Genomic DNA, 15,376 nt, shown 5'->3' with positions numbered 1-15,376 from the left:
ATGACTCGTAGTCTGAATTGGGGACGGAAGCGGACCGGACGCTGCAAGCAAAGGCGTCCAAATGCGAACTCTCAGTTCGATGCGAGCTGCGTCGTGGGTGACTAATCCAGACTCCATCGCTGCTTCAGAACCGAGTAGAATGCTCTGCCGGTTGAGGCGACTTCAAGCTCTGGCAAGAGCATTCAGGGTCAGCTGGAAGTCGTGCCGCAGTCTCCAGCGCAACCCGCGAGGCTGTCATGGAAAGGCTCGGCAACACATCCTCCTGCAGCAATTTCTGGCGATTGCGGTCCATATAGTCGTTGAAGCCGGCCGTGACGAACGCAAGAGGCACGAAACACGCGCCAATCTCGCGCGACAAGGTCGCCTCTGGGGCGATCGAGTGGTTGAGCACGTCCGCTCCCATGTTTCGATACGCCAGAGCTTCGGCGGGAGTTGTCAGTCGCGGCCCGTAGCAATGGGCAGCGACCAACTGCTGTTCGATGCCATGGACGCGGCATTCGGCTGGCCAATGGCGCCGAGCGGTCTCGGCCAACAATGCCGCACATCTTGGACATACGATCTGCTTGCCCGAGCAGTCGAAACTCTGGCGGCCGGGAAGCAGTGAAAACGGGGTCTGCGACAGTTCGATGATATCGGCGTTCACCACCATGTCGCCGGGCTGGATCGCCTTGTTGACGGCGCCAACAGTCGAGCAGGCCAGCACTTGCCTTACACCCGCTTTCATCAAGACCCAGAACGCTCGGCGATGACAGGAATGGTCGATATGGTCGCGGGGATTGCCGTGCGAATACATGCACAGGGCATGTTTCGTTTTGCCCTCGACGGTAATCGACGCATCGAATTCGAGAAGCTTCCAGTTGTCGGAACGACCGAAAGGCGTTTCAAAACTCATGTCGCGTCGCAAGGTGCGCACACCCTCGAATTCGACATCTTCCGGGAAGGCAAGCCCCCAGTTTGCCGAGCCGGTGATGATGGCCAACCCTACCTGAGGGATGTCCGTTGACTGATCCGCCGGAGCACCGGCCACGTGATGATTTGCAGGCATGTTTCCAGTCTCGGTCAGGATTTTTGGCGAAGGGTCACGATCAGGACAACGACCACGACGATGACGGTCCACAAGGTCGAAATCGCCGCAATGGTCGGGTCGATCTGATCGCGCAGAGATATGAACATGAGCTTCGGCAGCGTGCTATTTTGACCACTCGAAACGAAGATCGAAATCACAGACTCGTCCAGCGAAGTCAGGAAGGCCATCAACGTGGCCGACAGCAGACTGATCTGAAGCTGCGGGACAATTATGCCGCCAATGGCTCTCGCCCAGTTCGCGCCTAGGCTGCGTGCCGCCTGAACCTGGTTCCAGTCAAAGCGGGCCAAAGCGGGCAACAACACAATGCAGGCGACCGGGATGGCCAGCACCACATGTCCGACCAGGACACCGAACAGCGTTCCGACCAGACGTTGGGCGGCCAGAACAAAGAAGAGACCGATCGCCAGCAGGATGCCCGGCACGATGGACGGCGTAAGCAGAATGCCCTGAATGGTTACGGCGGCTTTTCCGCCGAGCCTGTTTATCGAGATGGAGGCCAGCAGCCCCAGGGGCACTGCGATCATCGCCGTCAATGTCCCAAGGATCAGGCTCGTCCTGAGTGCGGCCATCCATGTCGCCGAACCGAAGAAATTCTCGTACCAGCGCAGTGAGTATGCGCGCGGTGGGAACTCGAGAAGATTGGACGCCGAAAAGGACAGCGGAACGACGACCAGCGTCGGCAGCATCAGGAACGCCATTACGAGCGCGCAAAAGCTCCACAGGAGGATGCGGGCCAGCCGGTTGTCCGGATAGGCTTCAAGCATGGGCCGTACCGAATTTGTTGCGCGCCATCAGTCGGCGCGCCGCCAGGAACATCACCCCCACCAACGCCATAAGAACTAGGAGCAGAATGCCCAGGACGCTCGCCGAGCCCCAATCCTGGAAGGTCGACAGCGTGCGCTCGATCCGGGTGGAAAGAGGATTTACCTTGCCGCCGCCAAGCACAGCCGGCGTGATGAAAAACCCTATGGTGTAGATGAAGACGATGATCGAACCCGAGAAGATGCCGCCGGCCGAAAGGGGCAGAATGACCGTGCGGATCGTTTGCCCGAGCGTCGCTCCCATGCTCGCCGAAGCGCGGACGAGGTTTGCGTCGATATCGCGCATCGCGGCATAAACAGGCAGCAGAAAGAGCGGCAGCATGTAGTGGACCATGCCGATCAGCGTTCCCGTGAAGTTGTAGACCAGCGGCAATGGCTCAGCTGTCAGGCCTGAGCCCGTCAAAGCCGCGTTGATCAGGCCATCGCGCCGCAACAGCACCAGCCAGCCATAGGTGCGCACCAGAATGGAAGTCCACAACGGCAGCATGACGAAGGCCATCAGCAAATTGGCCACCCTTGGTCTGGCGCTGGCTAGGGCGAGCGCCAAGGGGGTGCCGAGAAGAATGCAGAACGCCAGCGTCCCAAAGGACAGCTCAACGGTTGTCACGAGTGCCGACCATGTCAGTCCGCTCGACAGCACCTTCTCGTAATTGCCGACGGTGTATTCGCCCCCTGTGGTCAGGAAGGATTGCCGGATGATCCAGACGATGGGCAGGATCGCCGCCAGTCCAACGATGAAAAGCGCGGGCAGTGAAAGCGAGAGGAAGAACCGCCGCTCGCGTCGTGCGTCTGCCGCGAGCGCGGGATCGACAAGGACGGTCACGCTACCGCTCCCGGTATGGCGTGAACTTTCGCTGCTGGTGCATAGGCGGTCACCCGCTGACCGGTGGCAAGTTCGGCGCAGCCACTGGCCAGCGCCGCCGGAATGCAGACAAGGACTTCTTGGCCGCCGTCAAGCGCCAGCGTCAAAAGCCAGTTCTCACCGCGAAACGCCTTGGCGCGCAGCGTTCCCTCAAGCGCCACCCCGTCTCGCCCGACGAGCTTGACATCCAGGTGGAAGCTTTCCGCGCGGATCATCAGGGTGTCGCGTGACGCATCGGCGCCGTCCATTCTGCGCACCGATCCAGGGGCCACAATGTTGGCCTCGCCCATGAACTCCGCGACGAAGCGGGTCGATGGACGATCATAAATCTGCTGTGGCGTGTCGATCTGCTGAATGCGGCCGGAGTTCATCACGGCGACCCGGTCGGACATGATCAGTGCTTCGCGCTGATCATGCGTCACATAGATGGTGGTGATCCCGAGATCGTCGTGCAGACGCCGGATCTCGTACTGCATGGTTTCGCGCAGATTCTTGTCGAGCGCCGACAGCGGCTCGTCCATCAGCATCACGCGTGGCTCGAAGACGATCGCCCGCGCCAACGCTACCCGCTGGCGCTGGCCGCCGGACAATGCGGCAATGTCGCGCTCCGCCAGACCGTCCAGCTTCACGCGGGCCAAGGCGTCAAGCGCCCGCTGGCGGGCCTCGGCTTTCGGCACCTTACGCAGCACCAGCGGATACTCGACATTTGCCAGGACGTTCATGTGGGGAAACAGGGCATAGTTCTGGAACACGATGCCGATGTCGCGCTTGTTGGGGGCCAGGCGGGTGATGTCCCGATCGTCCAACAAAAGTTTACCGGAATCGGGCCGGACAAAACCGGCCAGAGCCATGAGCAGCGTGGTCTTGCCCGATCCGGACGGCCCCAGCAGCGTCAGGAATTCGCCAGCCTGAATGTCGAGCGAGACATCGTCCAGCGCGACGTAAGATCCGTAGGTCTTGCGCACGCTGTCGATGGTGATCGGGAGCGACTTCATCATGTGCTTCAGCCTTAAAGCTGAGACTCAGCGGGCCATCATCTCATCGAAGGCTTTTTGGGCAGCCTCGCCATTCTTGACCCACCAGTCCGCATTCGAAAACACCGAAGTGCCGGCATTTTCAGGCGCGGTCGCAAGGGTCTTCAGACGGTCCTCGGGAATAAGGCCACCCTCATAGCCAGCAGGATTTACAGGGCCATAGGCGATGAAGTCGGTCAGCTTCGCCACGCGCGCGGGCTGTGTCATCGCTGCTATCAGCTTCATGGCCGCTTCCTTGTTCGGCGCTCCCTTCGGTACTCCGAGACAGTCGGTGCCAATGACGGAACCCTTGAACGTGTAGTCGGCCGCGCCGCCATCTTTTTTCACAGTCTCTGCCCGTCCGTTCCAGGTGATGACCAGATCCGCCTCGCCGTCTTTCAGCAACTGCGCCGACTGAGCGCCCGAGGTCCACCACACGGCGACATTTGGTTTGATCGCTTCAAGCCGCTTGATGGCGCGATCCAGGCCCTCCGGCGTGCTGAGCACGGAATAGATGTCCGCCGGCGCCACGCCGTCGGAGAGCAGTGCGATCTCGATCGAGTCCTGCGCATTGGCGCGTAGCGCGCGACGGCCCGGGAATTTGGCGACATCCCAGAACTCCGCCCAGGTCTTCGGCGGGTTCTCGCCATAGGTCTTGGTGTTCCACGACAAGACAGTGCCATAGGAGTCGAACGGATAGCAGTAGTCGGACTTTGCACCGGCCGGCACGGAGTTGGGATCGATGATCTTGTAGTCAAGCGGCTCAAGCAGCGACTGCGCAGCCGCCTGCGCGCCCTCCGGTGAGCCCAGGTGAATGACGTCGGTCGTGACCGCACCCGAGGTGACCTGCATCTTTAGGGCGGCCAGGCCGTCGCTTAGGGTCTCCTCGCGGACATCATAGCCAAGCTCTTTTGCAGCGGGAGCCCACATAGCCTCCTTGATGGCGTTGCCATAATCGCCGCCCGCGGTCGTGATGGTGACTGTTTGAGCATGGACGGGCAAGGCAGCCGAGATTGCGAATGCTGTTAAGGAAATGCGTAGCCAGGACATAGGTTCTCCTCCCTTTAAATGGCGCTCAAAAGAGCCATCTATTTCTAATCGTAACGTTACGATTGCACTTAATCGAAACCAGAGTCAAGATGTCCGTGAAGGAGTTTGAATTGACCGGGACATCGAATCCGGTAACGTCACGAACGCTCCAGCAAATTTCAGCCAACGCTTTTCGCAGACAAAAGTCAGGACAGAATGGCCAATCTAAAACAGATCGCGGCGGAACTGTCCCTCTCGGTTACCACGGTATCCCGCGCACTGAAGGATGGGCCGGAAGTTCATCCCTCGACCATCGCTCGCGTCAAGGAGGTGGCGAAGCGGGTTGGCTATGTGCCAAATCATCATGGCTTCGCGCTCAAAACTGGCCGCACGCTGACGATGACGGCAATATACCCGATGGAGACACAAGACCATCTGTCCGATCTGTTGAAGATCCCCTTGATCGAAGGCATGACGCTGGCGGCGCGGCAAGCGGGTTATAGTATGTCCATCTATTCCACGACTCCCGACGACGATCCCGTTGAGAGTGTGCGGCGGCAGCTTCAGGCGCGCAGCACTGATGGACTGATCATCACGCGCATGGTGTCAAGCGATCCGCGCGTCAAGCTGCTGCTGGATCAAGGCATGCCATTTGTCGCGTTCGGAAGAACCGACCTGGACGTCGCCTATCCTTATGTCGATATCGACAACGAACAGATTGCCTACGAGGCGACCCGACAGCTCATGGACAAGGGCTGTCGACGCATTGCGCTGCAACTTCTCGTTCCGGGGGACCAGGCGAGTGCCATGCGTCTTTCTGGGTACGAACGGGCAATGGCCGAGGCTGGTATTCCGATCGACCAGTCGCTGATCGGCCATGGCATGTTCACGATGGAGTCGAGCGCTGCCTGGTTCGATCGCTTGCTGGGGTCGTCAGATCCGCCAACAGGCTTGGCATGCGCCAACGAACTGGGCCTTCTCGGGGCGTTGCACGTTCTTGGCAGAAGAGGTCTTGTGCCAGGAAGCGACGTCCACATCGTCACTCGTGACAGCACGCGGCTTGCGCGCTTCCTGCCAGCGAGAATTGGCGTTCATTCCGTCGACATGACCGGGGTCGGACGCATGCTCGTCGAAGTGCTTGAGAGGCGGATCACAAATCCGGTCGGACCGGTGGAGACAATCTTGTTCAAAGGTCAATTCGACCCTGGCGAATAGTCGGACCCGAGAAGTCGGGAGACGCGTCAAGGGCGCTAGCGCCACGCCACCATGCCAGCAGGCAAATATATCGAAGTGCTTCGCAAGACTACGATCTACGATATAGCTGAACGGGAACTCTCGTTTTTCCTTTGCTGACGATATAATGGCTCAAGAAGTAAATCCCCTGATCATTGTGCCTGAGGATCCACAAGCGGACACAGTCAGGGTTCCGGTGCTGAAGGTGTTCGACGGCGACGGGTTTCTAACTCGGGTCAGGCTAAAAGGTGACAGGAAACCTTGGCCCACGAATGACAGCCCTGAGTTTTACGCTGCCAGCAGCCGCCGGATCTCCTCCTCGAAATCGAAGCAAAGCTGCTTTGCTTCGTCTTCGGGCAGCCACAGCACCATCTGCGGCACGATCTTGCGGTACAGCCGCACGCTGTCGTTGTCCCACGGCAGCGTGTCGGCCGCCCGCGCCTCGGCGATCAGCCTGTGCAGCCGCGCGCGCACGCGGTCGGGGTCGCCGTGGTAGTAGACGGGCGGCGCGTCCTCGTCGAAAAGCGGCTGGTCGGCGCCGAAAAGGTCGAGCTGATTCCTGGCCATGATCCTGCCGATACGATTCTAGACTGGCATTATGCCCCAGCCAATCGGGCCATGCGATGGCAGTAGGTTGGCTTATCCACGGTTTCCTGACAGAAGACTGTCAGTTGTTTCCGGCCCCAACACCGCCTTCAAATGATCGGCCTTGATGAGCTCGCCCTTGAGGAGGCGCGTCAGCAGGTTAACCTGCGCTGGTTCCAGAGCGATCACCCGCCCCAATACGTTGAGGATGTCGATCAGGTCGCTGGTGTATTCGGCGAGCCAATTGTCGGGCTGTATCTTGTCGAGTGGAGACGAAGGGCGCTTGTCGCCGATCTGCGGCCGGCTGCGGTCAAGCCGGCGGTAGCTGAACCAGTGCCAAACCACCTGTTTGCCCGAAACTTCATAGGCCCACATTTCCGGCGACACGTTGTCGACGAATCCGGCCCCAACATACAATCGGCGCGTGGCCGGATCATATTTCATGGTGTCGGGCAGCGGCTCCGGCGCGCCAGAAATGCCGCCGCCTTCCGGAATAAACGGCCGCATACCTTCGGCCATGCGCGGGGGCGCCTTCGGCCGTCCGGCTGCGGGGTCGGCGAAACGCTCGCCATAGGTGTGAAGCCAGATGATTTCGCGGCCAATCGCGACGGCTTCCGCGAACAGCGCCGAGTCGGCGGTCAACGGCACGCGAAGACCGGGTTGAACGAGGTCTTCCTGGAACCGCACGGTAAAGGCGGGGTGCGCCATCACCGCCGCCAGATAGGACATGACATCCTCGGCCGACACCGCATGGCCGTAGACATCGGCCAGCACACCGAGCAGTTGCGTCGGTATGTTGGGAACCTTTGCCGCCGCGTCGCGCCAGAGGGGATGGCCGCGGCCGCCTCGACCGTTGAAGTGGTCAAGATCGGGAATGAGGCTGGTAAGGTAACGGCCGGCCCAGACCTCGGCGAAACTCGCTCCAGAGCTGTCAGGAAGACCTGCCGGGGCGAGTAGCCACTCCACAGCGTAGGGTTTGGCTGGTTGATAAGGCGAGCGTCCGGAATGATCCATTGGCGGTCGAACGAGCGAAATCCGTAGCGGACAGGGTGAACAACGTTGTTGCTTTCATCGATGACTGCGCCCAGCCGCGGCTCGTGGCCTGCCAGCCCGGCGGCGACTGTCTTGCGGACATGCTTGTCTCCCGGCTTTCCGAGCCGGAGATGGGGGTGGAACAGTTTCTCTTTCTTCTCGGCGTTTTTCTCGGAAATCAGCCGTTTCCAGCGCGCCTCAAGCGATTGTCTGTCGGGCGCGATGATCCATGTCCGCCCCGGCATTACGCCAGAGCCGTCATAGGTGAAAAAGGAACTGAGCAACGGAAAGGTGGCCCAGTCGCCACTCGCTGCCGGGAAGAACGGCGCGCGCCAAGCGGATGGGCAGTCTTGCCACTCCGGAGCGTCGAGGGTCAGCAACTCCAGCGCATCGAACTTATCCCCACGCGGCCCTTTGGGGAGCGCGCGGAAACGCACTCTGGCCGACGTGTTCCGATCTTTGCCTAGCGGCTTCGCCGCCAGTATGATGCAGACGGGCTGTTGCACTCCCTGGAAGATGCGGGTCCGCACCTCCGGTTGGTGTCCGTCCGGCGAGCAGTCGATCACCCAGATGTCGGAACAGGTTCGCCTGAGATCGTCGCGCATCTTCTGAAAACCGGGGCCGTTCAGGAAGCCGGCGACGGTGATGAAGCAGACGATGCCTTCCTCATCTCGGTCGGGATTTCCGGTCGCGGCACGGTTACCGGTGCCGAACACCTTCCACGTCGCCCAGCGCCAGAAATAGACATAGAGGTTCTTCAGGTGCTTGGTGTGCGCGCCAACCTTCCATTCCGGCGGCGGCGCCCACCAATCCATCGGTGCGACCAGATCCTTCTCGCCGCTACCCTGTTCGATCCAGGCGCCCATCCCGCGCGCCTTTTCCTTGTAGGGCGGATTGCCGAGCACCACGGTGATGTCACGTTGCTGCTTGATCCTGTTGGCCTCCCGTCGCGACTGGGCAATCGGCCCGCTCTGCACCAGCGTGTCCTCCTCGACATACGGGTTGCCGAGCGTGTCAGTGATGAAAAGCTGCAAGTCGGGTAGTTTCGGCGGGGCCTTGGCGTCCGGCTTTGTCAGAGCCTGCAATTCGGCGATCAGGCGAAGCTGAGCGACGGCGAAGGGGCCGAACTGGAGCTCGAAACCGATCAGGCGACCCATCGCCGCCTCGACCGCGCCGCGCACTGCGCCCTTGCCTTGGTCGGCCTCGACCGTATCGGCAATCCTGCGCATCACGCCGAGCAGGAAGGTGCCGGTACCCATGGCCGGATCGGCCAACGTTACGTCGGTGGAAGCAAGACCGCTCGGGCGCGAGAACAGCGGCCCGCGCAGCGTCTCGTCCACCAGCCGCGTCATCGCCGACACCACCTCCGGCGGCGTATAGTAGGAGCCGGTCAGCTTCCGGAGGTCGTTGTCGTACACCTCAAGAAAGTCCTCGTAGAAGTAGAGCCAGGCTTCCGGCCTGTCCTTGCTGATGGTGTGCCAGTTCACCTCGTTCAACACGCGGGTCAGCGTGGCGAGCGACGTCTCCAGCGCCTTCTGGTTTTCCGGATCGTCGGTCAGCAGGCCGAGCGCGGTGCCAATCAGCGAACTGGAGCCGCGCAACTGGTAGGCGGCCTGGTGGATGCCGCTGGCAAGCGGGATGTCAATGGCGCGGGCAACAAGCAGGCCGAAGGTCACGGCCTGGGCGTAGCCGTCGGCGAAACGGTAGTCGTTGGCTTCCGGAAACAGCAGCCTGCGCCAATCTCTTGCAAGGTCCGTCAGTCCTTGGCTCTTGCGCTCCAGTTGCTCGATCACCTCGTCACGCAACAGGCGGCAGAGACGCGCCGATATGCGCGCGAGCTGCTTGGCATTGGTGGGCGGGATGGGCTTCCATGTGAGGAAGTTGAAGATCAGCGGCAGCAGTGCATCCGGGGCGGCGAGTTTCGCTCCGTCGCTCTCGACGCTGCCCTCAAGCGCCACTACCTTGCCGACGATCTCGCCGTCCTGCCACAGGCTGAAGGACTGGCCATCCGTGTATAGTAGATTGGGCAACGACTTCAGCTTACCCCATTGCCCCTTGTCATGCGGATCGGTGAAGCGGCGCGGATCCGCGCCCTTGCCCGGTGCTTTGACCTCAATAAATCCGACCAGCACCATGTTGGCCGTGACCGCGAAATCCGGCCGAGTCTTGATGTCAGCGAGGCTGGTCTCGCCGACCAAGTGGACAGCGCCGGCCGCGAAACCGCCGACCTCGGCGAGCGACTTGATCAGCACCTCAAGCGGCCCGCGAAGCTGGTCCTCCGGTTGGCCGCCGATCGCCGGGTTTGCAAGCTTTGGCTTCAGCGATGCGCCATAGGCCGACACCGCCTCCTGAATTGACTTTGCCAATATTCCACTCCGCACTGTCGTTCCCGATGAGAAAGAATCGGGCCGATCTACTTCCTTGGTCGAACTTATTCAAAGCATCCGGGATTTGCATGGGTTTTGCGTTCGTAACTTACCTACCAGGCGACCAACACCTAATTGAGCTCGTGGATCGTTACGGCAGGCACAACAGCCTTGGCAATTTCACATAAGTGCTGATGATGCGTGAGGTAGATCACCTGGCCGGCACTCGCCATCTCGCCAAACAACCTGAAAACCTCCTCGGAGCGGACATGGTCGAAGGTTTCCATGATGTCGTCCGCGATAAACGGCACGGAAGGCCGGAACTGCGCGAATTCATGGTATCCGGCAAGCCTCAGCGCCAAATAGAGCTGGAAGCGAGCGCCCTTTGACAGCGCGTCGGCTACCTTCGACTGGCCGTCGCGCTGCAACGCGATGAGCACTTCGCCGCCCTTCACCGGTTGTGTGGTCAGACCCGAGTACTGGCCGCGCGTCATCAGCGCGAACGCGTCGGATGCCCGTGCCATCATTCCGGAGCGGTGGCGCTCGCGGTAGATGCGCAGGGCGTTGCCGGCCGACATTATTCCCAGTTTCAGCTCGATGTAGCGGACGGCCTTCTCCTCGATGTCCAGCAGGACAGTGCGCCGCTCGGCATCGATGCGGGCAACCGTGCTGTCGCCACCAATGGCGTCCAGCTTGTCGGCCGCGCGCGTTTGCCGAATGAGCTGTTGCCTTATCGCTTCATCAAGATCGAGCAGTCGTTGCTCACCTTCGGCCTTCTCGATGGCGACGCCGTCGAAATCGAGAGCATTCAGGATCGAACGCGCCTTGTCGAACCCGTCCACCGCAAGCTCGGCCGCCACCTGCTCCTCGAGTTCGGCGATCGCGGAACGCAGGCGATCCCTGTCTCGCAGCAGCTCGTCGCGTTCCACCACTTCGGGCAAGGTGGCGACACCGAAGACATCCAGAACGTCGTTCCTGCGACGCTCATGTGCCGACATTTCAGCATCGAGAACCTCGCGGGTGTCACGCAGGCGCTGCAGGTCGTTGACAAGGCTTGCCTTCATCTCGCGCGTACGCTCGGCACGCTCCAGGCGCTCGGCAAGCCGGATCGCCAACTGTTCCGGTTCTTCACTGTCAACCGGCTCGTTCGCTTCGGCGGCAACGGCGGTGAGCTCGACAATAAAGTTGTCCCTGTCCGCCTGCATCTTCTCGATGCGGAGCTGCATGGCGTCCCGCTCCTGGAGGCTTCTGGACAATTCGACCAATTGGTCGAGGACCATGCCGACGCCAGGCGCGGAAAGCCCGTTCTCGAGCCAGGTGCCCTTGAGGGCTTCGGCAATGCCGGCCAGCCATTCTTCCTCGCGCCGCTCCGCCACTTCCACGGCTCGCCGCCTTGTGGCCAATTCCTCCTCCTTGGCGCCCACTGTTTTGAGCGCCTCGGCATGCTGGGCGTCCACCTTGCGCTGTCGGTCGAGGAACAGCTCGGCGACGGCCATGATCGTCTCCAGGCTGTCGCCGAGATCCGCGCCGATCCCGACGCTCTCCAGCGCGCCGCTCAGCTCCAGTCGTATTCGCTCGCCCTCATCGCCCGCCCGCCCGGCCTTCTTGCGGGCAAGCTCGATCTCGTCCCAGGCCGCGAGCGCATCGGTGCGTCCAGAAATGCGATCCTCGATGCGTTCGATCAGGCGCTCCAGGGACGGTTCCTGATCTTCTCCGAGCAGATCCCTTGCCGCCGCGCGCAGGTCCGACAGGGCGGCGTCCCTGTCCGTGTCGACCCGTGAAAATTGCTCGCGCAGGCGCGCGATGTCGGCCGCGGCTTCGGCGAGGCCGCGCGTCGCCGCCCGGATTTCGGCAAGCTCCGACGCGCCGGCCAATCGGCCGGCGCCGGCACCGTCGTCGCGCGCCAACGCCACTGCGAAATCGTCAGCGGTTTCACCGGTAAGCGCACCGCGATGCCGTGCCCAGGCGTCATCCCGCGATCGCCGGATCGCGGCCGCCGCCTCATCATCGGCGACGTCAACCGAGGCGCGAAGCGCGCCGAGACGCGCCGCGAGCAATTCACGGTTGCCCTCATATTCGGCAAGGCGTTCGGACAGGACGGCTCTCTTCCTGCCGAGTTCCGCCGACAGCGTCTTCCAGGCGATGATCTGCCCGGCGCCCGGAACAGAAATCCGGCCTAACGCCTGCGCGTCGCCAGACCATGGGTGCAAGCGGCCGAGTGCCGCCTCCCATCGCACCGCGCCGGCGTCTTCCGCCTCACGTGCCGCCCTGATCTCGCTGGCGTGCCCGCTCGCCCTCGCCTTCGACAAGGTCGCACCGAGCCTTGCCCTGGCAGGCTCGGGCACGGCCCGTTCCTCGCCGACCCGTTCCCGCGCCGTCTGGAGCGCATCAAGCGCCGCCGAGGCCTCGTCGCGGGCGACGCGCAGGCTGGTCGCTATCCCTGATCGCTGGTCGACCATGGTGCGGACAGTGCCAACAGTCGCTGCAGGCAAAAGCAGTGCTGCGGGATCGCGCTCGGATAATCGTCCGAGCGCGGCAAGGCAGGTCGCCACGGTGTTGTTGAGGATTTGCTCCTCCATCTTGCGATTGGGCAAGTCGAGGCCAGCAGAGACATGGCGCACTTTGCTCTCCGCCAGGCCCCGAACGCGCTCGGAAATCGCAAGGATCACTTCGTCCATATCGACGGAAGCGATTTTCGTCGCTAGGCGCTCGACCTCGTCGATGTTGCCGGCCAGCCGCGTTCTCAGGCTGGCGTCGTCATCGATCAATCCGGCGACGTTGCCGGTCCAGGTGCGAGATGGTGAAGCGATGTCCGGCAGCTCCGCCAGCTGGGCTGCCTTGCGCCGGATCTCCGCCAGGATCGGGCGCGCACGAAAGTATTTGGCAATGGCATCGAGCCGGGCCGACAGCACGGAACGTTCGGTGATGTTGCGATCGTATTTTTCCGCCGCGTCCAGGCGTTCAGCTTCAAGGCTCTCATAGGTCGATGCCAAGGTATCGATCTGGTCGCGGCGCGACTTGAGGTCCGCCAGACGCTTCTTGAGCAGCGCAAGCTCGGTTCCGTGCGCCTGCTTGCGATACAGCCCATCCGCTTCGGCCTCGAGCGCGCTCAACGTGTCACTCGCATGCCCAAGACCGGCGCTGGCCGTGAACAGCAGCTTGCCCAGGTCGCCACGCGACTCCAGGATCGACTTGCCGCCCGCTTCCAGCGTCTCGTCGTCCAGCGAGAACATGGTCGCGTATGCGTCTCGGGACAGACCCGCAAGATGGGCGGTTACAGCCACCTCGCTCACCGGTTGGCCCGTCGCGTTCAGCAGCGAGTTATTCCGTTGCTTGGTGCGCGTGAACACATGTTCCGCTTCGTCGAATTCGAGCACCCCGCCGATGCGCATGGCGCTGTACTCGTGCAGGAAATTGTAGCGGCTGCGCTCCTCGATGCCGAACAGAAGGTCCAGGTAGCCGGATAGCGCTGTCGACTTTCCGGCCTCGTTCAGGCCGAACACGATGTGCAGGTCGGGTCCTGACTCCGGTTTGGGCCCGAAGTCGATCGTCCTGTCGGTGAACTTTCCGTAGCGGATGAGGTCAAGGCGCCGGAGCCTCATGGCGCGCCACCTGCCTTGAGGCGGGCCGTGACGAGGTCGGCGCCGCTGGCAAGCACCCTGTCGAGGAACAGGTCCAGCCCAGCCTCGTCCCTTCCGGCAAAGTCGCGGCCGTCGGCGGGAAGATCCGCGATCATCTTCTGGACAAGCGCCCTCGCCTCGGCACGAAACGCCTCCGAGCTGGCGTCGGCGCGCATGGATTGAGCGAGTTCAAGGATCGGATCCGCGACGCCCTCGGCTGCTTCCGTCCTGGGCAGCGCGAGGTCAAGTTCGAGCTTCTCCACCCATGTATCGCCGACCTGTTCCGCGGCCTGCTCTGCTTCGGCCAGCAGCAGGTCCCGGTCGCGGATCAGTGCCCAAGACAGAGGCGACGCTCCGGTCAGACCAAGACGCACCACGGCATGGCGCGACGTGACGGAAGCCCGGACATCTTCGAGAGCGGCGCGGACGCGCCCGACGACTTCGGACCATTCCACTGTCCCGGTCAGGTCGACGCTCGCCCGCTCGAATTGCGCGACGCTGGTCAGCCTCTCCTCGATCTCGACGGAGCGGTCGTCTGTTATCGTCACCAAAGTGACTGATTTCTCGCCGGCCTCGTTGATGTCCCTGCCCTGCGGGATTCCCGGCATCACCACCGTTCTTGCTCCAGGATGGACCTGGCGAACATGGATGTGCCCGAGCGCCCAGTAGTCAAAACCATGGCCGTGCAGGTCGGCGACGCCGCAGGGCGCATAGACATCATGACCCGGCGATCCCGCCAGGCTGGTATGCATGATGCCGACATTCACAGCCCCTTCGCGGGCAGCCGGATATTTGGGCAGCAGGCTGTCCGGCGCCTTGGGGCTGGCGAAGCTCAGGCCATGGAACATGACGTCGAGACCGCCGGCCGTTTGCAGTACTGACTGTGGACGGCCAGTGAAGATCGTCACCGTGTCGGGGAACACCAGCTGCTTCGATATCCGCGACAGGGCGTCATGATTACCGCGGATCTTGAAAACCCTGATACCGGCCTGGTGCAGGCGCGTCATCTGTGCCGCCAGGAACCGCGCCGTTTTCATCGAGGTCTGGTCGCCATCGTAGAGATCGCCGGCAATGACCAGCGCATCGACACGTTCCGCAAGGCAGAGATCGACGATCGCGACGAATGCCTGGCGGCTGGCGTCACCAACGAGCTCGGCAAGGTCGCGGTTTCGCAACGCCAGGGAACGCAGCGGCGAGTCAAGATGGATGTCGGCAGTATGTAGAAATCGAAACGCCATTCGGCGGTCTCCGCCTCTGAACACAAGGGCGCCTATGCCGGCGTGGTTTTCGCCAGCGCCTTATCACGTTGGATGACGCCATCGTCAAAGTTCATCCGGCAATTGGCATCTGCCCCACTGATCAGCTCTGCACCCTATATGCACTCTTCCCATCCGGCAGACATCGTGCTCGGAATTCAGTTCTCAATGGTACTTCTGTCCTCTGTTATCGAATGCAATCTTTGTTCCCTCCAGGACGTCAACGACGGCTCTATTCATGATCCCGTCTTCGATCGAGCCTGACTGGTAAGAAATTCGCGCGCCGTTCTTCCTGTCGAATGTTGCGTGTATAATCTGCTCGGCATCGCACACCACCGCCAAGTTTGGATTGTGCGTGACCATGATGATCTGTCGGGCTTTCTTTGCTTCATTGAGGACCGGCACGAGCAGGCTTACGACCGTCTCATTGGGGTCGGAACAAGAGCAGTGCGAAATCGTACGCTAAGGTCGA

Annotated in this window: 9 protein-coding genes and 2 pseudogenes; 1 reads left to right on the top strand and 10 read right to left on the bottom strand. The window is 61.7% G+C overall.

Annotated features, from left to right (window positions below; genetic code table 11):
• Positions 1-124: 124 nt before the first annotated feature.
• From AB4Z43_RS29635 to AB4Z43_RS29615, 5 genes are read right to left on the bottom strand one after another with little or no spacing between them, the layout of a single operon-like run.
• Positions 125-1,045, bottom strand: a complete 921-nt coding sequence (locus AB4Z43_RS29635; RefSeq protein ID WP_441940268.1) for a phosphorylase family protein — start codon at positions 1,043-1,045, stop codon at positions 125-127.
• A gap of 14 nt (positions 1,046-1,059) precedes the next feature.
• Positions 1,060-1,851: an ABC transporter permease gene (locus AB4Z43_RS29630; protein ID WP_441940266.1), complete on the bottom strand. Its 792-nt coding sequence runs from the start codon at positions 1,849-1,851 to the stop codon at positions 1,060-1,062.
• Positions 1,844-2,731 carry an ABC transporter permease gene (locus tag AB4Z43_RS29625; RefSeq protein ID WP_441940264.1) on the bottom strand — a complete coding sequence of 296 codons (888 nt, stop codon included), beginning with the start codon at positions 2,729-2,731 and terminating at the stop codon, positions 1,844-1,846. Before AB4Z43_RS29625 ends, AB4Z43_RS29630 begins: the two co-directional genes overlap by 8 nt.
• On the bottom strand, positions 2,728-3,765 hold the full coding sequence (locus AB4Z43_RS29620; RefSeq protein ID WP_441940356.1) for an ABC transporter ATP-binding protein: 1,038 nt from the start codon (positions 3,763-3,765) through the stop codon (positions 2,728-2,730). The genes AB4Z43_RS29625 and AB4Z43_RS29620 overlap by 4 nt, the downstream gene beginning before the upstream one ends.
• 27 nt (positions 3,766-3,792) lie before the next feature.
• Complete coding sequence (locus AB4Z43_RS29615) at positions 3,793-4,833, bottom strand: ABC transporter substrate-binding protein (protein WP_135883150.1); 1,041 nt, start codon at positions 4,831-4,833, stop codon at positions 3,793-3,795.
• A 195-nt stretch (positions 4,834-5,028) separates the two neighbouring features.
• Between AB4Z43_RS29615 and AB4Z43_RS29610 the strand changes: the two genes are divergently transcribed.
• Positions 5,029-6,027 carry a LacI family DNA-binding transcriptional regulator gene (locus AB4Z43_RS29610; RefSeq protein WP_441940262.1) on the top strand — a complete coding sequence of 333 codons (999 nt, stop codon included), beginning with the start codon at positions 5,029-5,031 and terminating at the stop codon, positions 6,025-6,027.
• A 306-nt stretch (positions 6,028-6,333) separates the two neighbouring features.
• Here the strand turns inward: AB4Z43_RS29610 and AB4Z43_RS29605 are convergent, their stop codons facing one another.
• The 5 genes and pseudogenes from AB4Z43_RS29605 to AB4Z43_RS29585 all read right to left on the bottom strand — a co-directional run.
• Positions 6,334-6,612, bottom strand: coding sequence for a hypothetical protein (locus AB4Z43_RS29605; RefSeq protein WP_441940260.1), 279 nt, complete (start codon positions 6,610-6,612; stop codon positions 6,334-6,336).
• A 72-nt stretch (positions 6,613-6,684) separates the two neighbouring features.
• Positions 6,685-9,797: pseudogene (locus AB4Z43_RS29600) on the bottom strand (type ISP restriction/modification enzyme).
• A 362-nt stretch (positions 9,798-10,159) separates the two neighbouring features.
• Complete coding sequence (locus AB4Z43_RS29595) at positions 10,160-13,630, bottom strand: AAA family ATPase (protein WP_441940259.1); 3,471 nt, start codon at positions 13,628-13,630, stop codon at positions 10,160-10,162.
• Positions 13,627-14,886 carry a metallophosphoesterase family protein gene (locus AB4Z43_RS29590; RefSeq protein ID WP_441940257.1) on the bottom strand — a complete coding sequence of 420 codons (1,260 nt, stop codon included), beginning with the start codon at positions 14,884-14,886 and terminating at the stop codon, positions 13,627-13,629. The genes AB4Z43_RS29595 and AB4Z43_RS29590 overlap by 4 nt, the downstream gene beginning before the upstream one ends.
• A gap of 183 nt (positions 14,887-15,069) precedes the next feature.
• Positions 15,070-15,333: pseudogene (locus AB4Z43_RS29585) on the bottom strand (AAA family ATPase); the annotation flags it as partial.
• Positions 15,334-15,376: the final 43 nt, after the last annotated feature.

The sequence above is a fragment of the Mesorhizobium sp. 2RAF45 genome, assembly GCF_052115225.1.
Classification (GTDB): domain Bacteria; phylum Pseudomonadota; class Alphaproteobacteria; order Rhizobiales; family Rhizobiaceae; genus Mesorhizobium; species Mesorhizobium jarvisii.
Note: the sequence above shows the minus strand (reverse complement) of the source record. Positions and strands in the feature narration are given on the sequence as shown.

Bases quoted from the DNA above. Each gene is read 5' to 3' on its own strand.
- AB4Z43_RS29635 (WP_441940268.1), bottom strand. From the start codon at position 1,045: ATGCCTGCAAATCATCACGTGGCCGGTGCTCCGGCGGATCAGTCAACG.
- AB4Z43_RS29630 (WP_441940266.1), bottom strand. From the start codon at position 1,851: ATGCTTGAAGCCTATCCGGACAACCGGCTGGCCCGCATCCTCCTGTGG.
- AB4Z43_RS29620 (WP_441940356.1), bottom strand. From the start codon at position 3,765: ATGAAGTCGCTCCCGATCACCATCGACAGCGTGCGCAAGACCTACGGA.
- AB4Z43_RS29615 (WP_135883150.1), bottom strand. From the start codon at position 4,833: ATGTCCTGGCTACGCATTTCCTTAACAGCATTCGCAATCTCGGCTGCC.
- AB4Z43_RS29610 (WP_441940262.1), top strand. From the start codon at position 5,029: ATGGCCAATCTAAAACAGATCGCGGCGGAACTGTCCCTCTCGGTTACC.
- AB4Z43_RS29605 (WP_441940260.1), bottom strand. From the start codon at position 6,612: ATGGCCAGGAATCAGCTCGACCTTTTCGGCGCCGACCAGCCGCTTTTC.
- AB4Z43_RS29595 (WP_441940259.1), bottom strand. From the start codon at position 13,630: ATGAGGCTCCGGCGCCTTGACCTCATCCGCTACGGAAAGTTCACCGAC.
- AB4Z43_RS29590 (WP_441940257.1), bottom strand. From the start codon at position 14,886: ATGGCGTTTCGATTTCTACATACTGCCGACATCCATCTTGACTCGCCG.